Source organism: Candidatus Thiodiazotropha sp. AKIB8 (genome assembly GCF_058244675.1).
Genome location: NZ_JBSYOO010000051.1, coordinates 210,817 through 231,337 on the forward strand (window position 1 = coordinate 210,817; position 20,521 = coordinate 231,337).

At 50.1% G+C, this 20,521-nt stretch carries 18 protein-coding genes; 13 read left to right on the plus strand and 5 right to left on the minus strand.

Going from position 1 to position 20,521, the window contains the following annotated elements; genetic code table 11:
* The first annotated feature begins 1 nt into the window (after nt 1).
* The 3 genes from AC4IFB_RS19250 to AC4IFB_RS19260 all read left to right on the plus strand — a co-directional run bounded on the left by AC4IFB_RS19250 (nt 2) and on the right by AC4IFB_RS19260 (nt 1,987).
* Nucleotides 2-940 carry a GGDEF domain-containing response regulator gene (locus AC4IFB_RS19250; protein WP_490781021.1) on the plus strand — a complete coding sequence of 313 codons (939 nt, stop codon included), beginning with the start codon at nt 2-4 and terminating at the stop codon, nt 938-940.
* Nucleotide 941: 1 nt separating this feature from the next.
* Complete coding sequence (locus AC4IFB_RS19255) at nt 942-1,103, plus strand: VOC family protein (protein WP_490778728.1); 162 nt, start codon at nt 942-944, stop codon at nt 1,101-1,103.
* Between the two features lie 200 nt (nt 1,104-1,303).
* Nucleotides 1,304-1,987, plus strand: a complete 684-nt coding sequence (locus AC4IFB_RS19260) for a helix-turn-helix transcriptional regulator (protein ID WP_490781022.1) — start codon at nt 1,304-1,306, stop codon at nt 1,985-1,987.
* A 225-nt stretch (nt 1,988-2,212) separates the two neighbouring features.
* Here AC4IFB_RS19260 and AC4IFB_RS19265 read toward each other — a convergent pair whose 3' ends face one another.
* Entirely contained in the window at nt 2,213-3,664 is a 1,452-nt protein-coding gene (locus AC4IFB_RS19265; RefSeq protein ID WP_490781023.1) for a GGDEF domain-containing protein, read from the minus strand.
* A gap of 277 nt (nt 3,665-3,941) precedes the next feature.
* Here AC4IFB_RS19265 and AC4IFB_RS19270 point away from each other — a divergent pair, with 277 nt between their 5' ends.
* Nucleotides 3,942-4,751, plus strand: a complete 810-nt coding sequence (locus tag AC4IFB_RS19270; RefSeq protein WP_490778725.1) for an MBL fold metallo-hydrolase — start codon at nt 3,942-3,944, stop codon at nt 4,749-4,751.
* 453 nt (nt 4,752-5,204) lie between these two features.
* Nucleotides 5,205-6,008 carry an FRG domain-containing protein gene (locus AC4IFB_RS19275; RefSeq protein WP_490778724.1) on the plus strand — a complete coding sequence of 268 codons (804 nt, stop codon included), beginning with the start codon at nt 5,205-5,207 and terminating at the stop codon, nt 6,006-6,008.
* Nucleotides 6,009-6,285: 277 nt separating this feature from the next.
* On the opposite strand, the gene AC4IFB_RS19280 is transcribed toward AC4IFB_RS19275, so the two are convergent.
* Nucleotides 6,286-8,106, minus strand: a complete 1,821-nt coding sequence (locus AC4IFB_RS19280) for a GGDEF domain-containing protein (protein ID WP_490781024.1) — start codon at nt 8,104-8,106, stop codon at nt 6,286-6,288.
* Nucleotides 8,107-8,295: 189 nt separating this feature from the next.
* On the opposite strand from AC4IFB_RS19280, the gene AC4IFB_RS19285 reads away from it, so the two are divergent.
* The 5 genes from AC4IFB_RS19285 to AC4IFB_RS19305 all read left to right on the plus strand — a co-directional run bounded on the left by AC4IFB_RS19285 (nt 8,296) and on the right by AC4IFB_RS19305 (nt 12,779).
* Nucleotides 8,296-8,580 carry a hypothetical protein gene (locus AC4IFB_RS19285; RefSeq protein ID WP_490778722.1) on the plus strand — a complete coding sequence of 95 codons (285 nt, stop codon included), beginning with the start codon at nt 8,296-8,298 and terminating at the stop codon, nt 8,578-8,580.
* 129 nt (nt 8,581-8,709) lie between these two features.
* The gene (locus AC4IFB_RS19290) at nt 8,710-10,542 is read left to right on the plus strand and encodes a cyclic nucleotide-binding domain-containing protein (protein WP_490778721.1); all 1,833 of its coding nucleotides are present in this window, start codon (nt 8,710-8,712) and stop codon (nt 10,540-10,542) included.
* Between the two features lie 344 nt (nt 10,543-10,886).
* Complete coding sequence (locus tag AC4IFB_RS19295; RefSeq protein ID WP_490778720.1) at nt 10,887-12,047, plus strand: Na/Pi symporter; 1,161 nt, start codon at nt 10,887-10,889, stop codon at nt 12,045-12,047.
* Nucleotides 12,048-12,065: 18 nt separating this feature from the next.
* Complete coding sequence (locus tag AC4IFB_RS19300; RefSeq protein WP_490778719.1) at nt 12,066-12,290, plus strand: hypothetical protein; 225 nt, start codon at nt 12,066-12,068, stop codon at nt 12,288-12,290.
* Between the two features lie 12 nt (nt 12,291-12,302).
* Nucleotides 12,303-12,779, plus strand: coding sequence for a hypothetical protein (locus AC4IFB_RS19305; protein WP_490781025.1), 477 nt, complete (start codon nt 12,303-12,305; stop codon nt 12,777-12,779).
* A 385-nt stretch (nt 12,780-13,164) separates the two neighbouring features.
* On the opposite strand, the gene AC4IFB_RS19310 is transcribed toward AC4IFB_RS19305, so the two are convergent.
* Nucleotides 13,165-14,613, minus strand: a complete 1,449-nt coding sequence (locus tag AC4IFB_RS19310) for an endonuclease (protein ID WP_490778717.1) — start codon at nt 14,611-14,613, stop codon at nt 13,165-13,167.
* 419 nt (nt 14,614-15,032) lie between these two features.
* On the opposite strand from AC4IFB_RS19310, the gene AC4IFB_RS19315 reads away from it, so the two are divergent.
* From AC4IFB_RS19315 to AC4IFB_RS19325, 3 genes are all read left to right on the plus strand, one after another.
* A complete protein-coding gene (locus AC4IFB_RS19315; protein WP_490781026.1) occupies nt 15,033-16,655 on the plus strand; it encodes a choice-of-anchor I family protein in 1,623 nt (540 codons plus the stop codon).
* Nucleotides 16,656-16,959: 304 nt separating this feature from the next.
* Nucleotides 16,960-18,528, plus strand: coding sequence for an alkaline phosphatase D family protein (locus AC4IFB_RS19320; RefSeq protein WP_490781027.1), 1,569 nt, complete (start codon nt 16,960-16,962; stop codon nt 18,526-18,528).
* Nucleotides 18,529-18,707: 179 nt separating this feature from the next.
* Nucleotides 18,708-19,091, plus strand: a complete 384-nt coding sequence (locus tag AC4IFB_RS19325) for a CoA-binding protein (RefSeq protein WP_490778714.1) — start codon at nt 18,708-18,710, stop codon at nt 19,089-19,091.
* Between the two features lie 336 nt (nt 19,092-19,427).
* Here AC4IFB_RS19325 and AC4IFB_RS19330 read toward each other — a convergent pair whose 3' ends face one another.
* Together AC4IFB_RS19330 and AC4IFB_RS19335 are read right to left on the minus strand one after the other, a co-directional pair.
* Nucleotides 19,428-19,847 carry an ExbD/TolR family protein gene (locus AC4IFB_RS19330; RefSeq protein WP_490781028.1) on the minus strand — a complete coding sequence of 140 codons (420 nt, stop codon included), beginning with the start codon at nt 19,845-19,847 and terminating at the stop codon, nt 19,428-19,430.
* A gap of 1 nt (nt 19,848) precedes the next feature.
* Nucleotides 19,849-20,520: a MotA/TolQ/ExbB proton channel family protein gene (locus tag AC4IFB_RS19335; RefSeq protein WP_490781029.1), complete on the minus strand. Its 672-nt coding sequence runs from the start codon at nt 20,518-20,520 to the stop codon at nt 19,849-19,851.
* Nucleotide 20,521 lies beyond the last annotated feature (1 nt).

Here is a 20,521-nt window from a genome sequence, read left to right on the forward strand (position 1 = left end):
CATGACTGACAAACGCGCCACTGTGCTGATTGTGGATGATGAACCTCAGAATCTTCACTTGCTGGTCGATGCACTGCGTATGGAACATGAGCTGATTGTCGCTACAAGCGGTCGGGAAGCGATAGAACGGGTAGATTTACACAATCCTCCAGATCTTATACTGCTCGATGTGGTGATGCCGGAGATGGATGGTTGGGATGTCTGTCGAAAGCTCAAAGCCAATCCGATGACGGAAGGTATTCCTATTATTTTTGTCACCTCGCGTGACGAAGTGGTGGATGAGGCAAAAGGATTGGCGGCTGGTGCTGTCGACTATATTACCAAGCCATTTTCACCTGAAATTGTTCGCGCCCGTGTTCGTACTCACCTGACATTGAAATCCCAAGCCGATACGTTGGCCAGTTTGTCTAATATCGATGATTTGACAGGTATGCCGAATCGGCGCCATTTCAATCGGCGCCTGGAGGAGGAGTGGCGACGCGCCACCCGTACAAGTAGTCCGGTGACACTTGTAATGATGGATGTAGACCACTTTAAGCAATACAACGACAATTATGGTCATGGGGCTGGTGATGAGTGCCTGCGTCGTGTGGCCAAAGCGTTGGGTACTGTCATTCATCGCACAGCGGATATGGTGGCGCGTTATGGCGGTGAAGAGTTCGCAGCCATACTCCCAGCTACTGATGAGGCGCAAGGTATGCAAATCGCAGAGCGTTTTCGTCAAGCGGTGAACGCATTGGGTCTGGAGCATGGGTACTCCTCTACCAATGAGTTCATTACCATCAGCGTAGGTGTGGCAACCTGTGTACCACAGCTGCATGAGGAACCGCACAATCTTTTGCAGGCCTCAGATAGGATGCTATACGAGGCCAAGGGCAGGGGGCGTAATTGCGTGGCAGGTGGTCATCTACCCGACACAGACGATTCGAAGCGCCGCTGACATGCCCCGCGCTATCGATTTTTACCAGAACATGCTGGGAGTGGAACTTAAACAGGAAATGATGGATGGCATAGAAATGGCGGTTTTCCCCTATGATGACAAGAATGTCTCAGGCTGTCTGGTCAAGCCTGTCTTAGATCAAGGCATGGCTCGCAGGCAATAGTAGTTTCATTGGTAAGAGTCACAATACCGAGCAAAGACCGGTTTAAAGCCGCTACCATTATGATTTTTAGAGAGAAGCTGGCGTGTAATGGCCTACAGACTGGGTTATCAAAGCTTGCTGTAGGCGTGCTACAGTGGCGTTTTGATGCCTTGCTGTAGGCCACGGCTGAACTCGACATACTTAGTCGCCAGGTTAATAATATGCGCCGTGCCGATCGCCTGTTTCAAATCGTTCAATTGCTACGCACCCACCGATGCCTAACCGCTGCCAAAATTGCAGAGAGGCTTGAGGTATCAGTGAGGACGATTTATCGGGACATCGATGACCTCTCTGCATCCGGTACTCCGATATATGCAGAATCAGGCGTCGGCTATCGTATCGACCCTCATTATGATCTCCCACCGGTCACCTTTACTGAGAGCGAGCTTGAGGCGATGGTTTTGGGCGCGCGCATGGTACAAGCCTGGTCAGACCGACAATTGGCAAAGGAGGCCACACTGGCCTTGCAGCGCATTGAAGCAATCCTGCCTGAGTCTTTGAAAAAGGCTTTCGAGTCAACAGAACTTCTCGTGCCGGCTTTTCATATCTTTTCCGAGGTCGCGGAGATCCTGCCGGGTATCCGCAAGGCGATCAAACAACAGAAGAAAATCGAACTGGACTACAAACGTGCAGATGGGCAATTTTCAAACCGAACCGTCTGGCCGCTTGGGCTGTTTTTCTGGGGAAATGTCTGGACTCTGGTTAGCTGGTGTGAGCTTCGAGAAGATTACCGACAATTTCGCATCGACCGTATCCAACTATATCGGCCACTGGATAGGTCGTTTACACCAGATGAACAACAGACACTGGAATATTATCTGCTAAATAGATGCGAGAGAGACTAGGGTTTGTCGATAATGTAAATTTCAGAAAAATAATAAACCGCCAACTAAATAAACTAGATATCCATTCCTAAATTGCCATCGATCGATTAATTTTGGCAAATTGTGTATGGGTGTCCGGTTAGGCGCTTGGCAGGCTAAGGCTAGCGGACACTGAGCTGATTCAGCTCGTACTCAACGACAACCTATACTTGACTAAGTAGTACCGCCTTTTTCTCCCAGGTATTCTCAGGGAAGTGTAACAGCAGTTACCTTGTTTCTACCCTCGGACTTGCTGGTATAAAGTGCCTTGTCTACTAACTGTATAATGTCACGTACACTAATGTCTTGCATACTGGAGTCATCTGCTTCTGTGTTATAACTGAGGAGACCGATACTAATAGTGACACTGATATTCCCAGCCTTTGCCCCAACCTGCATAACAGCAATTTTTGTACGTAAACGCTCTGCGAAGATAAGCGCAGCATCCTTCCCGATTTCCGGCAGTATTATCAGAAATTCTTCACCACCGTAGCGTGCGCAGATATCTTCTTTACGTGAAATATTTAGTGACAGATTGGCAATTTCGCGTAGTACGTCATCACCGGCTAGATGACCGTTTGTATCATTGACCAGTTTAAAGTGATCGACATCAAACATGAGAATACTCAGTGGGCGCTTATAGCGTAGGGCACGAGATAGTTCGTGATCCAAAAGTTCTTCCATGTAAACATGATTATATAAATTTGTGAGACCATCGCGATGGGACTGTTCTAACAGTTTTTGTTCTTTCAACAGGGTGCGGATTATGGGTCTGAGGGCGAGTACGGTCAAGGCGAGCAATAGTATTGCAATGCCTATAATAACACTAATCAATAATAACAACTGTCGGTTTATATCCGCAAAGAAACCTTCTTCATTGATTACTGCATAGAGATACCATCCACTATTACTAACCTTCTTAGTGCGAATGATGTAGCCTTTTTCTACTTCACCATTTTTCATGAAATTATTAAATACCTCATGAGCTTGAGAATCAGCGTTTATGCTTGGCCAGTAGATGATTTTTCCTCCACTTGTCATGCCGAGAATCATCAAAGCACTTTTATAGGGAGATGCAAACTGGATAATATTCTGAATGGATTGATCGCTCATAATAAGGATATCCGAGCCAACACGCCCATAATCACTATCCACTATGGGTGAGCAGTAGATCAATCGCTGCACTCCATCGATCACAATAGGATTTAAAATATTTACAGATTCGAGACTGTCCAGGTTGCATTTTTCGATGAGCTCATTGGGCAATTTTCGGCCAACATGAAATAGGAGCTTACCGGACGAATCGAATCGGGATATGCCAATAATATCTTCATTTGCAAATAAGGCATCGTCCAGCTTGGGAGCACTAAAGGCAACCAGTTGATCAAGGGTTGTTTCGCCATTCAGGAAACTGATCTGTTTCTTCCGTATCGCTGTGCGGCTTGCACTCTGCCGCGACAGATCAAAATGCTTGTTGATTACCCCCTGGATAATCCATAGGCTTGAATCGAGAAAATGTTCGATTTCGAATGTGTGTTCACTACGCAGGCGATCAGATAGTGGCTGAAATCCGAAAAAATAGAAGCTCCCAACCAGTAAGAATAAACTTGTACCAGCAACAATATAGATATTCCGAATTGATCTCAGATGAGTTTTCAAAATAATAAGTCTTTGCTTTGAGACTTTTTTTGAGGAAGATTCACCATACCATTAATGCCCAAAACGCCACAAATTACTAGTTTCCTATAGTCTGTGGTGAATGGCAGGAGACAAACGAATACGCGTTACGCTTTATCGCCGCCCCATTTTTTGTCGACCCTAACCAGGTGTTGCCGGTAGGGGAACAGCACTTCCTGGGTCTGTAAAGGCACGGTAAGAATTGGGGCGTATAGTCAGGTTCGATATGTGCCCACTCGACAACCAGCCTCTGGCAACTATGTCTACCTCCCTGTCACTGCGCTTTCTGGGTGTCGGCAATGCCCAGGCAATTGAGCTTGGGGCCTCGGCCGCCGTGCTGGAGCAGCAGGGCACTCCCCTTTTATTGATCGATTGCGGACCGGACACCCTGAGCCGCTTCCGGGAAAGCTACGCGGGCCTGGAGCCTCCAGCCCTGTTCATAACACATCCCCATTTCGATCATATCGGCGGGCTGGAGGGCTGGTTCTACCGCTTGATGACACTGCCCCTGGTGCTGCCGCCTAAACTCTTTGTACCGGTCAAACTGCTGCCGGTGATCCAGAGCCGGATCGCCGACTATCCCAACATGTTGGCGGAGGGTGGCAGTAACTTCTGGGATGCCTTTCAGCTGATTCCGGTTTCCGAGCGCTTCTGGCACGGTAATATGCTGTTCGATGTCTTTCCGGTGCGCCACCACGAGCACGACACTGCTTTTGGCCTCGCACTCAAAGGGCGCTTTCTCTACACCGGCGACACTCGCCCCATTCCGGAAGTGTTGATCCGATACGCCAGCCGGGGTGAGACGATCTTTCACGACTGCGCCACCGATACCAATCCCTCACACACAGCCCTCAGCGACATCCGGCGTGAGTATCGGCCGGAACAGTGGCGGCGCATGGTCTTTTACCATTACGGTTCAGTGGAGGATCGCCGTATGATCGAGGACGAAGGCTTTCAGGCGGCCCGCTACGGAGCAATTTACTCACTGGCGGCTGAGGCTGATCACCCGTCTTCGGGCAATGCCTCCCTCCCCACCTTCGACAACCCTCAGCGATTAGATGTGAATTGAGTGTTATCCTGAAACAGACACTTGGCTGTATAAAGCTAGTATGACGCACCACACTAGGGATACCCCCTTAGGTCCTGGCTGCAGATCGAACGACAACCTCCCCCCCATGAACCCACAACAGCATAGTCTCAAGCTCTCTGACGGCCACCAGGAGAAACCCATGATAGGTCATCGAATTGAAGGGCAGAGCCTAAAAAGTGTCGTTCACAGTAGCCCGCGATAGCGGTTAGGAAAGGCAGATCGTCTCATCTCGCTCTGCCACCATTTTCAGCCAGCCTTTCTCAACAGACGACACACAGCCTTAAACAGTGATGAGAGATAGTCGACCTCGTCATGCGGATGACCACCACAGAGTGGTAGTATCCGCACTGCTGATCTACCTGAGTCAGGTCGGAAAACAGATTGGCTAGATACGAAGCGTACCCACTTTTATGCAGCGCGGAGCGTGCCACCATGACGGGAATAAAGATAGAGACAGCGAAGAATTGGGGCGACCTGCAGGAGATCCTTTTCTGTGCTTCTTGGAACGAACAGCTCGGACGCTTCCGCTCTCCCGGCGCTTTTCGCGGCCTCTCGGATGCAAGCTATGCCCTCGACACCACCCTGATACGGCTAGGGGGACCTTTCGCGCAATTGGAGCACCACCTGCTGCGCAACTTTGTCAAGTACGCCCATCGGGACGTGGTCGAAAAGGACTCCTTTTGGCACTGGCTCTCCATGGCGCAGCATCACGGTCTGCCCACCCGATTGCTCGACTGGACCCACTCCCCTTTTGTTGCCATGCACTTTGCCACTGCGAACACAGAAAAAATTGATCTTGACGGGGTCATCTGGTGTATCAACTACGAACGCTGCCACACTCTGTTGCCCACCAAGATTCGGGAGAGCCTCGAGAGCGAAGGCGCCAACACCTTCACCACCGAGCTACTCGCCGAGTCTGTTCCCTCTCTGAAAAAGTTTGACCGCATGAGGGAAGATCCTTTCCTGCTCTTCTTCGAGCCGCCCTCTATGGACGACCGCATCGTCAATCAGTTCGCCCTATTCTCAGTCATGTCTAACCCCTCCCTCGGACTCGACAGCTGGATCACCCGACATCCAGAACTATGCCGCAAGATCATCATTCCGGCCCACATCAAGTGGGAGATCAGAGACAAACTGGATCAGAGCAATATCACTGAGCGGGTGCTCTTTCCCGGTCTCGACGGCTTGACACGATGGCTCTATCGGCACTACAGCCCAAAGCAAAAACCTGCTTGAGTCGATGGTGCTCTGAAGGTGTTTGAGCCGCTATCAGCCACAAGCAGGCATTCTTGTCTCCAACTTCATGCGGTAGACTAATTCATGTTTTTGTAGATGAATTGTCACCATTCATCAGATAATAATTTAACTACTCCAAATGGCGCTTCCAGCCGCCTGTGTCGACTTTTCAACTGTTCCTTTTATGTGCAGGAAAGTCGCATGAATATTGCTGTTATCTACAACCGCGAATCTAAAAAAGTTTTGACTGTATCCGGTTTTGTCGTATGCAAGTCGCTTATTGTCGGCTGTTCGGGGGGGTGATTGAAACTACATTGTTGGGAACGTCGGAATCATATCTGCTGGTGGTAAATGCGTCCTGATAGGATCTTCTGTCAATAAACAGTGAATTGCCTTTTATTTTTTTTGCTTGCTTTTTGGCTTCACTGGAGATCGAGGCTACTTCTTTATGTGAAGTAAAATAATTGTAATTGACTTGGATGACTCCTATCGAGATGGAGATGATATCGTAAAATTGTTGATTACCTGCTCTGTCGATGGCTGGAATGCCACCGCACTCTCTGTGCTTTTCGTCATAGAATCGTAGTGCGTGGTTTTGAAAATGATCAAGAATTTTATGGCAACGCGCTTCCCAATCGATACTGCGAAAAATCACAATGAAATCGTCTCCCCCAATATGACCAACAAAATCCTGCTCCAATTGTGAGTTCTTGGACAGTAGCTGGCCGATCTCGCGGATCACGTCATCACCACGGGCGTAGCCATAAGTATCATTGAATGGCTTGAAGTTATCTACATCACAATAGGCTAATATGAACGAGCTATTTGCTGAAAGTAGTGTATCTATATGTTGGTTTATTCGGAGGTTACCAGGCAACATGGTGAGTGGATTGGCATGTCTTGCAGCCGTTATCCTGTAGTCTGTAACAGCTCGTAAAAGATCAAGAAGTGAGCCTACACCTGCATATTTTTTGTTTTTATCGACAATCACAAAATATTCGTCAGGCAGGGTTTCGTTGTTGTCTGTGATCTGATTGCTAAGGCGTTCAATTTCAGTCTCTTCGGTAACTGTTATAGCCTCATCATTCATGATCAGTACGACTGGCTTTCGCCCATACAGATCACGTCCATAATGGCTGGAAAAGAGTTGTTGCAGGCTGTTTCTGGTAATGATGCCAAGAGGCTCGCTTTTCTCAATAACGACTGCAACATGGAGAGATTTATCCTGATGAAATTTATCAGCCAGCGATCTAACGGAGAGTCGTGGTGAAATTGTCAATGTGGGTTTGCATAGTGCGCGAACCTGAAGGTCATTGCTCAGAAACGTTGTGCCATCATTCAACTGCCTGAGACGGGCTGGAGTATGTTTGATCGGTGTGCGTTGAGGTCTGGCTATCAGGTAACCTTGTAGATAGTCAACCTCCAGAGATTGAATGGTCTCCAGTTCCTCTTCAGTTTCTATACCTTCGGCTATAATGGAGCAGCCGATATCATTGGCGATTTCACAGAACGAGCGAACAAACTGACGTTTTACAGAGTCTTCATGGATGTTCTGAATGAAGTGACCATCAATTTTCACATAATCCGGCCGTATTTCTGACCATTGGCGAAGACTCGAATAACCCGCGCCGAGATCATCAATGGCAATTCTCAGGCCGTGTGCCCGCATCTCTTCCAGGATTGAGATCATTGGGATGAAGTCCTCAACGGGGTGCCTTTCTGTGATCTCAATGACCACTTGATCGGGGCCTATTCCTGCTTTCTTCAAGCGGTTGGCGAATTCTGTAATGATGAACTCACCACTCGATATACAGAAAGAGGAGAGGTTCAAAAACAGCATGCCCTGCAAGCCAAGTTTCTTACGCCGCTTGAGGTGTGTATTGATGCAGTGAATTTCTATCCTGTTGCCGATACCGTATTGCTCAGCCAGGGAAAAAAGCATCTGTGGGGAGTGCCATGCTTTATCAGATGGTCCTCTGATGAGTGCTTCGTAACCGATAATCTCAAGCGTGTTGGCTGCAACGATAGGCTGGAATAAACTGATGAGTTTATTGTCTTTGATCGCCTTGAGAATGGCTTTTTCAGAGTTGACTGTCATTGTCGCTCGAGGTGCTGGGCAAAATTTATCATCTCAAATATAAAGAAAGAGTATGACGCTTGTGTGAAAACATTTAGTTGTGGGAATCGAATTACTGGAGGCTTAACAATCTGCACTAAACCGATAAAAATGTGCGGTTGTGTTTATGTCTATAATTATTGATAGTTCAAACAGGTTCTCCTGTATTCCATGAATGATCGATTAATTCTTCTGGACTGGACCTGGTGTCTAGCGCAAACCTTAATGGGGCTCGGTTGGTATTTTCTGACTACCCAGCTGCAGGATAGAAGGGCGCAAAAGGTTAACCAATGTGTGCGCTACCATGAAATCAAGCACAATGTGTCTTTGAAGATATTGGATATCATTACCGCACAAGGAGCAGAGATGGCCTTTCCCTCCAGCACGGTGCATCTGCCGGATGCTGCAACCCTGGGTGCCAACCAGCCTGACCCGGTTGAGCGGACTCCCTCCTGATGGAATACTAGCGGCAGTCATAAATCTTACATATTTGTCTGCTAGTTTCAGACTCGGCTCTGCCACGCTGGCAACAGAGTCGTTGTTACTCTCGGGGTTCTTGAGAGCAGATCTGGAAAAGGGGGGCATTTGTTCGAGTCAATTCTGCTGACAGCTTTCGTCATGGGGCTGATAAGTGCTTCCTCTCTGCCTATGGGCGCGATTACAGCTGCCTTCTGGCGGCCCAGCGACCGGGTCACTGCCATGCTCATGGCCTTTGGCGGCGGAGCCCTGCTGGCGGCCCTGACCATCGACCTGGTGGCCGCCTCAGTGGAAGAGGGGCACTTTTACGCCCTGGCCTTCGGTGCCGTGGTCGGGGGACTGCTCTTCACCTCCCTGAATCAGCTGGTCAACGACTATGGTGGTTTTCTGCGCAAGGCCTCGACGACCATCTATCATCTGCGGCGCAAGCAGCATCAGCAGATCCGCCAGATCATCTCCCGCATCCATCAGGTGCGGCTGTTTCACAACCTGCCAACCGCCGATTTCAAGGCCATCGCCCCCTCGGTGCGTATCATCCACTATCGCCAGAGGGAGGCCATCTACCGCAAGGGTGATCCGCCGGACACCTTCTACATTATTGATCAGGGACGGGTGGAGCTGTTCGATCCTGCCGCTGAGGAGCGGGTGGAGACCCTGGATCGCTACAGCGTTTTCGGCTGGCACGCCTGTCTCACCTCGGCACCCAATGCCTTTAATGCTATTGCGGCTGCCGATGCCACGGTCTGGGCTATCCCCAAACACGCCATCGATACCCTGCTGCTCAATTCACCCCAGTTTCAGCAGGAGGTGCATCTGTTGTTACGCAGTGGGGAGCTGACTGGATACCTGCAAAAGCATCATGGGCTCAGCGGGCAGGCAGCTGAGGACTGGAGTGACCAGGCGGCCCATGAGCTGATTCAGCGTGGTGTGCTGCCAGCGGCGGTCGAGGTGGAGCGAATGAGTCAGCAGGTGATGGAGCGTTTTCCTCAACTCAAACGACTGCCACCCCTGTTCAGGGATCTCCCTTTCGAGGAGCTGCAGATGCTGGCTCACTCACTAATCCACAAGCGCTACGATCAGGGTGAGACCTTCTTTCATCAGAACACGCGGTCGGATCGGGCCTTTATCATCGCCTCGGGGGCGGTGAACCTGATCGATCCCATCACGACACTGCGCAAGACGGTTTCTCTGAGTGAGAACGATACCTTCGGCTTCTATTCCATGCTCACCGGTGGGGGGCATTCGGCAACAGCGATGGCGACCCGTGAGACCTGGGTCTGGGAGCTGCGACGTAGCGATTTCCTGGATTTATTGAAGTCGGAACCGGTTTTTGCACAGCGCTACCGGGCCTTTCTGCAACAGGGGGAGGCGGTACGCTACCTGGAGAGTCGTCACCTGAACAGCGAACAGGCAGCACGCTGGTCACGTAGCGCCCTGCGCAGCCTGGACAGCGGTGCGGCGTTACCGTTGGCCGCCGATGTGGCGCTGGAGATGCGTAGCAACCACGCAGCGCCCCTGGCCATCTGGCTGGGCATTACTCTGGACGGCATTCCCGAGTCGCTGGTGATCGGTGCCAGTCTGATCAATTCAAACATCAGTCTGTCATTGATCGCAGGTCTGTTTCTCTCCAACTATCCAGAGGCGCTCTCCAGCTCCAGCGGTATGCGAGAACAAGGGTTCGGCTTTCGCCGTATCCTGGTTATGTGGACCTCACTGATGCTTTTCACCGGTATCGGTGCAGCCCTGGGCAACATCTTTTTTGTCAATGCCACACCCGCCATCTTTGCCTTGGTGGAAGGGGTCGCTGCCGGCGCCATGCTGACCATGATCGCTGAGACCATGATGCCTGAAGCCTACTTCAAAGGGGGCTCAGTCGTCGGCATGTCGACCTTGGCTGGTTTTCTGGTGGCGATCTTTTTCAAGACCCTGGAGACGGTGTAAATTGTGCTAGGGCCTGTTAACACTAATGCAATGCGCCCTGCTGGGGCTTACGGCACTGCGTCCTACTTGTCATTCCGTTGAATACCGGACGAAAGTGCGAGTGAAACGAATAATTCAGTAACTTACTTTTATTCATTGTCTCGGCATGCGCCTACTAATGTAGTGTCCTAAATAGGACACTACATTAGTAGGCGCATGAGGGAATCGATAGCCTACTCGTAGGGATTGTAATGATCACCAGAAAACAATAATAAAGTGTCAGCGTAACAGCTTTGTCACTTTAAAAAAGTACCATTCTGTCTGCTTTTTCCATGATTTATCAAGAATAGAATAAGGAGAGCGCAGTGAATGAAGCTGTTGTACAAAACCCTGCTGCGGCAGGTTCATCAAATTGGAAGCAATGGTTAGGTATTGCTTTTCTTGTTTATCTACTTTTAGTTGCGGTTGGGATGATTGGAAGCGGCTTTAAACTGGCCGCCGGTCCCCAGGCTAAAGAGCTGTTTGAATTTGCCAGTAACCCGATAACTGCATTGGTTATTGGTGTATTGGCAACCGCCTTGATCCAATCGTCAAGTACAGTCACATCGATTATAGTCGGATTGGTTGCAGGTGGCATGCCGGTAGAGATCGCTATCCCCATGGTGATGGGTGCAAATATCGGCACAACGGTAACCAATACCATTGTCTCATTAGGTATGGTGAGGCAGGGCGATGATTTTAAACGCGCATTCGCAGCGGCGACCATTCATGACTTCTTCAATGTGTTGAGTGTCATCATATTCCTACCACTAGAAGTGATGTTCGGAGTGTTGGAAAAGATGGGCGCTTATCTGGCAACTCTATTGGTGGGCGGTGAGTCGATGTCAGTTAAAGGCTTTAACTTTATAAAACCTTTGGTTAAACCACCGCTGAACCTGCTCAAAGAGACCTTCCACGGAATCGGCTTATCTGATTTGATTGTTGGTGTTGCGCTGATTGTTTTGGGTATCACCTTCATATTCTTTGTGATTACTGCCATTGGCAAGATACTGAAAGTGATCATGGTCGGTAAAGCGAAAGACATTCTACACAACGCTGTAGGTCGTGGACCAATCTCTGGAATTACTTCGGGTACGCTGATCACAGTATTGGTCCAGTCCTCATCCACTACGACAAGTTTAATTGTGCCGCTGGCAGGCAGTGGCGTCTTTAATTTGCGTCAGGTCTATCCATTCACCTTAGGGGCCAATATAGGGACAACTATTACAGCCCTGTTGGCCGCTACAGCGATAACCGGTGTCAATGCAATCTTTGCTTTACAGATTGCTTTGATTCACTTTCTCTATAATCTGATTGGTGTGCTGGTGATTTACACTATTCCGCCGTTACGCGATATCCCAATCAGAGCCGCAGAGATACTTTCAACGTTAGCACAGAGAAACAAACTCTACGTGGCCGGCTACATGCTACTCGTATTTGTCATAATTCCGTTGATTCTGATCGGTACCAGTGAACTTTTATTTTAAGTCTCATAGGAGTTAAAGATGTCTGATATACAAACACACAAGCAGGCCTTAGAGGCTAAAATCGGTGAGCTGGAAACCAAGCTTGCCGGGTTGAAGGCTGAACTGCAGAAAGAGGTCGAAACAGAGCAGCATGATGCGATAGATCAGTTGGATTTTCACTACTCTGATCTTGATTCGACTTTCAGTTCACTTAAGGAGTTTCTTGATGTGCTTCGCGAAGACTTCAGAAAAACCTTCAGTTAAGGAGAATTCATAGTGAAACTATCTATATTTGCTGGTTGCCTTATTCTTCTTATCGGAAGCCAGTCTGTCGTTGCTGGCACAGAGAAGAAAATAGAGCTCTCTGAAGTTCCAGAAACGGTGATAAAAGTGATTGAGGCGCGTTTTAGTCAAGCCACTTTATTGACTGCCAACACGGAAACTGAAATCGATGGTTCTGTGGTTTATGAGGTCCAGGGGAAATTGTCCGATGGACATCTGGCGGAGTTCGATGTTTTTCCTGATGGAAAAATCGAAGAAGTTGAAGTGATATTCCCGATTGAGATGGTGCCTGGAGCTATTTTGAAATCGATCGATCAAAAAATGGCAGGATTCAAACCCACTAAAATTGAAGCCACTCATTCAGCCAGCATGAAAGTAGTTGGTTATGAGTTTGAAGGGATGCTGAACGGCCAGAAAATCGATCTGGAAGTCTCAGCGGATGGCCGCACCATTACGGTTGCAGATCAGTAAATAATTGGGTTGTACGAGAAGAGGGGAGAGTAACTCCCCTCGCTCCGTAACATCAGGGGTCGGAGTCGAGAGCTCTCATAGTGTGTGTCACCCCGAAATAGCACTAGCGCATTTCTCTAACAGTTCAATCCGCTCTCGATTCGACTCCGACCCCGGAGTCATGGGTGGTGACAGATACCTTGATCGCTCATTCGCCGAACTATCGGGGTTATCACAAAATTCTTTCGGTGTATCGGATCCTGCCATCATCAGGCTTTCAACTTCATTTTGTTTTAGGGAAGAAGAGCACGGCAGATAATGGTATAGAAATCGAATGTCAGGATTAAGACCGCTTTGATCCTCCATCTTTATCGTTCTGGTTGTAGATGAAGCAACCTGTTTTGGTTTAAAAACCACATTGGGATCCCCATAAACTATCCACCCAGGCAGCATTATCGACAAAAGGGTTACGATTACCCTGTCGCTCAACAATCCTTTGGTGGCGTGTGATCTCTTCACTGCTGACTGGGTCTTGGCTATGCCATTGATAAAGAGTACATAGGTCGCCAAGAGCAGCGCCACTGGTTCCGCTGTAGTCAACCAGGGTTAAATCACCCGTACCCGTAGAGTCATTACCGTTGTAGCGAATATCCATATAGAACATCATACGTGCAATATCGCCTTTGATTTCATCGCGGGGTTCGAAGCTGTCACTGTCGGTATAGTTACCTGGTGCTTCGCTGATCATATTGCCGCCGTTGTCATAGTCTTTATTGCCGCGTGTGGAGTTAACCGATGCATCAGCAGGACGCAATTGGTGAATGTCTGTATAGGCCCAGTGGCTTGAGCTGGGGAAACCATGACTCTTTGGCCAGGTATGTTCACGGTTCCAGGCATCTGGATCATTATTGCCAGATGCGTTAAAAGATTTTGCTTGGGAGCGGCCAGTGTAGATCAGAATGACGTTATTGGTGTTTGCTGGATCCTCATCACTATATTTGAGCGCTTCCCAGGCCTGGGAGTAGGTCATGGGGTTGTGGTTACGAGCTGCCGCTTCTGCAAGCGCATTGAAGAGTATAGTGCCGGTTTGGCCAATGGCATCGGCATAGTAGGTATTAAGGCCACTCCAGAGATAGTCAGTATTACCATTGTTACCGCTCAGCGAGTATGTGGCGGACAAACGCACATCGCTGTAACTGGAGTAGGCCCGTAACATGATGTAATAGCTGCCGGTTGTTGGTGCAGTGAATGTACAGGACTCACTGTTACCGGACAGGTAGGGGCGGCATTCATAGATTGAAGTCGTCGGTGGCTGTAGAGATGAAACATACAGATCCACATCTCCACTACCGCCACTGATGTTGATGCTTAACTCGATTGCATCCGCAGGTATATCAATTTGATAGAGGGTTTCACTGCCAGTGGAGGCGGATAAACTGTCGATAGGTACGTTATTTTGAAGCAGGTTTGAGGTGGAGCCGTCATCGGTCTCATAGGCGGCACTTAGCGTTAAACCGGAAAATGCCTGATAGGCTTGTAGCTTTACGAAATAGGTGCTTGCCTGTGGAGAAGCAAAGAGGCATTGCTCACTATTACCATACAGATAGGGGCCGCAATCATTATCAGACTCGGTTGGCACACTTCCGGCTTTTACATAAAGGTCGGCATCGCCATAGCCATCGGCTATCTCGATGTTCAGATTGCTACTGTTTGAGGGAATCGTGATCTCGAAATCTAAACTATCGCCAGTTGTTGCGCTTAGATTATGTTGCGGAACACCATTCTGTAATTCCACAGAGAATACGTCTTGAGTCAATACGATTGCCAGAAAAAAGAGAGCGATCCTGTTGTTCATGATTTACTTCCGATGTTAGGAAGTAAAAGCATGAGCGATGAAGGTTATCGGAGAATGAATATAAAATGTTATAACGATGACAAGACAATGCAACATCAGGGGTCGGAGTCGAGAGCTCCCATAGCGTGTATTACCTCGAAAAAACAGTAACGGATTTCGCTAACAGTTCAATCCGCTCTCGATTCGACTCCGACCCCGGAGTCATGAAAAACCTGTCCTTACACTTATCTTCTTCATTCGCTCTGAGCAGGGTTTGGCCTTTTCACTATCTACATGTACTACAACACGATTGTTCACCAGAAAACCCCTATCTTTCCCAGCTATTGATTAGGTCATTTGCATAAAAACTAAATATTATTGTCACATTCACAAGATATCCTCGATGCGTTTTAACAATAACAACATCTTAGGAGAATTCCATGAAGATATCTGTCTTAGCCGCCGCCCTCAGCTTCTCGCTTTCGGGCATGGCAATCGCAGAAGATGTGCATAAACTCGATCTCAGCTTAAACGTCATCGGTCAGCACCAAACTGGTGTGTTTGACGATAGCGCCTCCGAGATAGTCGCGCATGATCCGGACAGTCAGCGTCTATTTGCCGTCAATGCGAGCGCAGCCAGTGTCGACGTGTTGGATATCAACGACCCAACCAATCCCTTGCAGATAGGCATGATTGATGCGACCGAACTCGGTGCAAGCGCTAACAGTGTCGCGGTACACAAGGGAGTCGTCGCTGTTGCCATCGAGGCTGAAGACAAGCAGTCACCCGGTCTTGTGGCATTTTATAACACCATTGATCTAGGACTGATCGGCACTATCCAGGTGGGCGCGCTCCCCGACATGTTAACCTTTACTCCGAATGGTAAATATCTCCTGGTGGCCAACGAAGGAGAGCCTAATGATGACTATAGTGTCGACCCCGAGGGTTCCGTCAGTATCATCGACCTGAGACACGGCATCGCTCATGCCAAGGTCAGAACCGCTGACTTTAAGCGATTCAATAAGAGAGCAGAAAAACTCAAGAAACGCGGTATACGAATTTTCGGGCCCGGCGCCACGGTGGCACAGGATCTGGAGCCGGAATACATCGCGGTTTCAAAAAATTCCCGCAAAGCCTGGGTCAGCCTGCAGGAGGCCAATGCCCTGGCCGTGATCAATATCCCCCAAGCCAGAGTGGTAGCACTGCAACCATTGGGCACCAAAGATCACAGTCTACCGGCTAACGCACTGGATGTTAGCAACAAGGATGACGTAATCAACATCGCCAACTGGCCAATCAAAGGTATGTACCAACCCGATGCAATCGCCAGCTACAGATTCCATGGTCGGACCTATATCGTGACTGCCAATGAGGGTGACAGTCGTGACTATGATGGCTTTAGCGAAGAGGCGCGGGTCAAGGATCTTGATCTTGACCCAATTGCTTTCCCAAATGCCGATGCACTGCAGGATAGCGCTGCACTCGGCCGCCTCAAAACAACCACAGTCAACGGCGACATTGATGGTGATGGGGATTTCGACGAGATCTACAGCTACGGCGCTCGCTCCTTTTCGATCCGCAACGCCAACGGCAAACTGATCTATGACTCTGCTGATGACTTCGAGCGCATTACAGCAGAGTTGCTGCCCGACAACTTCAATAGCAACAACGACGACAACGACTCTTTTGACAGTCGTTCCGATGATAAAGGCCCCGAACCTGAGGGTGTCGCTATCGGCAAGATCGAGGATCACCAGTTCGCATTTATCGGACTGGAGCGTCTCGGTGGGGTAATGGTCTACGACATCACCAATCCCCATCAGGTGACATTCGTCGACTATCTGAACAACCGTGACTTCAGTGTCGATGCAGAGCTGGAGAGTGGTGTCAGCAACCCACTCGCCGGCGACCTCGGCCCTGAGGGAATCACCTTCATCGCCAAGGATGACAGCCCCATCGAAAAGCCACTTCTCGTAGTCGGTAACGAAGTAAGTGGTACCACTACCCTCTACGCCATCGAGGTAAATGAGGAAGAGGACAAAGATCTGGAAGAGGATGATTAACTGGCGTTAAGAGAATAAAAAATGGGTCAGGGATAAAGGAACTACACTTCATTCGAAGGGGCTGCTTGCAGCCCCTTTTTTTTAGTGTGGTGCGTCATACTAATCCAGTTTGCCTTAACAGCACTCCTCTTCCAGCTGAACCCCGAAGGGGGCGGACTGATTAATTGTTGTTTCTTCAGAACGACATACTCACTACTTATAACCAACACAAAAAGTTCTTTGGGTCTTCATTCCCAAGTCACAGAGTCCCTTTCTAATCTTCAACTCTTCTTTTGAACGACCAATCTTTTTGGAGGAGTTAAGCATGTCCTTAAGAACAAAGTTGACAGGCGTGGTGGCATTGACAGCACTGAGCGCCGCATTGAATCTGATGGCCGCACCAGTTATCGAGCAGGGGATTCAGATCGGTGATGTGACCGCTGACGGCAGCGCTATCATCTGGAGCCGCGCCGATCGTCCGTCGCGCATGATGGTGGAGTTCGCCTATAACGAGAGCTTTGCCGATTCCGTGGTGGTGCGTGGTCCCTACGCCACCCCCGAAAGCGACTACACCGCCCGCCAGGATCTGACTGAGCTAGCGGCCGGCGAAGAGGTCTACGTCAAGGTCTGGTTCGAGGATTTGAGTAACGAACGCGACCCGAGTGAGCCGGTCTACGGCCAGTTCAGTATCCCAGACAAAAAGGACAGCGTGCGCTTCGTCTGGGGCGGTGACACCGCCGGTCAGGGCTGGGGTATCAACGAAGATTTCGGCGGCATGAAGATCTATGAGCAGATGCGCAAGGTTGAGCCCGACTTTTTCATCCACAACGGTGACAGTGTCTACTCCGACGGCCCCATCAAAGATGTCGTGGTAGCCGAGAACGGTGAGATCTGGACCAACCTGGTCACCCCCGAGGTGAGCAAAGTGGCAGAGACCCTGGAGGAGTTCCGCGGCCGCTACAAATACAACCTGCTGGATGAGAACCTGCGTCGCTTCAACGCTGAAGTACCCCAGATCTGGCAGTGGGACGATCACGAAGTGGTCAACAACTGGTCCGATGCTAAAGACCTGGAAAGTGACGATCGGTACACGGTCAAAGAGGTGCCTCAGCTGGTGGCCCACGCCACCCGTGCCTTTCACGAGTACGCGCCCCTACGCCCCCACTGCGCAGAAGAGTCAGATCGCATCTACCGCAAGATCTCCTACGGCAAGCTGCTGGACGTCTTCGTTATCGACATGCGCAGCTATCGCGGTCCCAACACCGACAACCTGCAGCTGGAAGAGAGTGAAGAGACCGCTATCCTCGGCGAGGATCAGCTGAACTGGTTGATGGACGCCCTGGAAGAGTCGAAGGCGGTGTGGAAGGTCATCTCCTCCGACATGCCCATCGGCCTCAACGTGAGCGACGACTATGTCAACAACCCGCCACAGCGCTGGGAAGCGGTAGCCAACGGTAACGACGGCCCCGCCCTGGGTCGCGAGCTGGAGATCGCCCGACTGCTGCACTTTATCAAAGAGGAGAAGATCCGCAACACCGTCTGGCTGACCGCTGATGTGCACTATGCTGCGGCCCACTACTACAATCCGAGAAAAGCGGCCACCGATGACTTTACCCCCTTCTGGGAGTTCGTTGCAGGACCGCTCAACGCGGGTACCTTCGGCCCCAACTCCACCGACGGCACCTTCGGTCCTGAAGTGGTCTTCACCAAGGCCCCGCCCGAGGGTCAGGCCAATCTGTCACCTTACGCAGGGCTACAGTTCTTTGGACAGGTCGACATCAACCGCAAGACCAGGGCAATGACTGTACGACTGAAAGACATCTATGGCGACACCCTCTTCAAGCAGGAGCTCAGAGCCGGGAAGCTGGAACATCATGAGAAAGATGATGATTAATTGACCGATCGATAGCTGCGGTTTCACAAAGCCCGGTGGTAGACGCCATCGGGTTTTTTGTTGAGTGAAATCAATATGAGTTTGGAACGGTCAACTGATCTATTTAAGTTTACTAACCAGAACGTAAGTGAGTAAAAGTGATAGAGTAGTAACCAGAGTAAGCCACACAAACCCCCATCATGAAACCAACCAATCACGCAGACCGCCATGTAGTGGTTCTTGGCGCGAGCACTAAGCCCATGCGCTACTCGAACCAGGCGGTGCGCCGACTGCTGGAGCAGGGCTATCGGGTCACTCCAGTACATCCCCGTTTCGAAGAGATCGAAGGACTCAAGGTTGCCAAAGATCTGAGTCAGGTTCCACAACCGGTGGACACCCTGACTCTCTATGTGGGCCCGGAACGCATGCGGCCCATGATCGATGACCTGATATACCTGAAACCGGATCGAGTGATCTTCAACCCGGGGAGCGAATCAGCGGAACTAAGACACCGACTGGAGCAGGCCGGCATCCACTGGCTGGAGGCCTGTACCCTGGTGATGTTGCGAATTGGTACCTTCTAAGGGTTAACTGGAACTGTCTCCGTCCCAGTGCGTCCGCGGCACTTGTGTTTCCTTTCACGTTGTTTCGGATATTTGCTGAGGGCGTCGTTGACAGGTGTTTCCCGGAGACCGCCAGTCTTATTAACCCGGCGACTAAGTATATTGTCTTCAGGGTTTCAAGCCTGCCCTTGATCAAGGCGCACCCCAAGGGCACTTCCTTCGGCGCGCGGCTCGCAGGCAATGGTTGTTCCCTTGTCAAGAGCCGCAACACCGGCATAGAGGCTAAACCCAGACACTTTCGCTACTTGGGCAAAACGGTCATCCTCTTCCTGGTTCGGTGCGTGCAAACATTTGGTCTCAATGCGTCACCTCTGGCTCGGTTATGAAACCGATATGACTCAAACCTGCGCGAGAGGCTGTTGTCATGACATCAGCGATTACTTCATAGCGTGATGACTTGTCAGCGTAGAGATGAATTTCCGTCTCCGGGCTGTGGTTTGCAAGTGCGGCAAAGCGGTTTTCGAGATCGTCAGTGACAAGGATATCGCCATCCCAATAGAGTCCACCTGCTGCGTCAATGGCGATTTCCACCTTGCTGGCTTTCTCTTGAGGCTGAGAACTGGCCTTCGGAAGATCCAGTTTGACTGCATGGGTGAGTAAGGGGGCGGTGACCATGAAGATCACCAGAAGAACCAGCATGACGTCGATCAACGGAATCATGTTGATTTCGGCTCGTGGTCCACTGCACCCTGAACTCCCCTGGTTTAGAAAAGCCATCTCAAATCCCCCGCACGCTGTTTGGCAGGGTCTGCCCGGTGACCAGGTAGTGATGCAACTCATGGGCGAAACCATCCAGTTGCGCCATCAACATCTGGTTGCTACGGGAGAAAACATTAAAAGCAAGTACAGCAGGAATGGCTACTGCCAATCCCAGCGCCGTCATGATCAGGGCCTCGCCGACCGGGCCGGCTATCTGTGCAAGGGAGGCCGCCCCTTCGATACTGATGGCGGATAGCGCATGGTGTACACCCCAGACCGTACCGAACAGACCAACGAAAGGGGAGACGGCTGCGATTGACGCCAGCAGGGTCTGGCCATTTTCAAGTCGTGTGCCTTCCTCGCCAACCACCCGGTTCATGCAGCGTAGCAGCAACTCCTCGCGGTCTGTGGCCTGTATCTCACGCACATCGGCATGGACCGAAAACGAAGCCTGTGCAAGACGTGAAAAGGGGTTGTTCGACTCTTCCGCTGGTCCTGAACCGGTAGGATCACTCTTCCACATATTGAGGCGATAGCGGTTACTGCGGCGTTTCAGTTGCCATAGCAACAGCGACTTACCGACGATCCAGAACCATGACACCAGTGACATCAGCAGCAGTATGCAAAAAAGGGTTGCCCCCACACTATCGGTATGGGCAAAAAAATACTCGATGGGATTAAGGTCACTCATT

Coding starts and splice junctions, on each gene's coding strand:
- AC4IFB_RS19315 (WP_490781026.1), top strand. CDS start 15,033: ATGAAGATATCTGTCTTAGCCGCCGCCCTCAGCTTCTCGCTTTCGGGC.
- AC4IFB_RS19275 (WP_490778724.1), top strand. CDS start 5,205: ATGACGGGAATAAAGATAGAGACAGCGAAGAATTGGGGCGACCTGCAG.
- AC4IFB_RS19285 (WP_490778722.1), top strand. CDS start 8,296: ATGAATGATCGATTAATTCTTCTGGACTGGACCTGGTGTCTAGCGCAA.
- AC4IFB_RS19325 (WP_490778714.1), top strand. CDS start 18,708: ATGAAACCAACCAATCACGCAGACCGCCATGTAGTGGTTCTTGGCGCG.
- AC4IFB_RS19270 (WP_490778725.1), top strand. CDS start 3,942: ATGTCTACCTCCCTGTCACTGCGCTTTCTGGGTGTCGGCAATGCCCAG.
- AC4IFB_RS19280 (WP_490781024.1), bottom strand. CDS start 8,106: ATGACAGTCAACTCTGAAAAAGCCATTCTCAAGGCGATCAAAGACAAT.
- AC4IFB_RS19300 (WP_490778719.1), top strand. CDS start 12,066: ATGTCTGATATACAAACACACAAGCAGGCCTTAGAGGCTAAAATCGGT.
- AC4IFB_RS19260 (WP_490781022.1), top strand. CDS start 1,304: ATGCGCCGTGCCGATCGCCTGTTTCAAATCGTTCAATTGCTACGCACC.
- AC4IFB_RS19255 (WP_490778728.1), top strand. CDS start 942: ATGCCCCGCGCTATCGATTTTTACCAGAACATGCTGGGAGTGGAACTT.
- AC4IFB_RS19330 (WP_490781028.1), bottom strand. CDS start 19,847: ATGGCTTTTCTAAACCAGGGGAGTTCAGGGTGCAGTGGACCACGAGCC.
- AC4IFB_RS19335 (WP_490781029.1), bottom strand. CDS start 20,520: ATGAGTGACCTTAATCCCATCGAGTATTTTTTTGCCCATACCGATAGT.
- AC4IFB_RS19320 (WP_490781027.1), top strand. CDS start 16,960: ATGTCCTTAAGAACAAAGTTGACAGGCGTGGTGGCATTGACAGCACTG.
- AC4IFB_RS19250 (WP_490781021.1), top strand. CDS start 2: ATGACTGACAAACGCGCCACTGTGCTGATTGTGGATGATGAACCTCAG.
- AC4IFB_RS19310 (WP_490778717.1), bottom strand. CDS start 14,613: ATGAACAACAGGATCGCTCTCTTTTTTCTGGCAATCGTATTGACTCAA.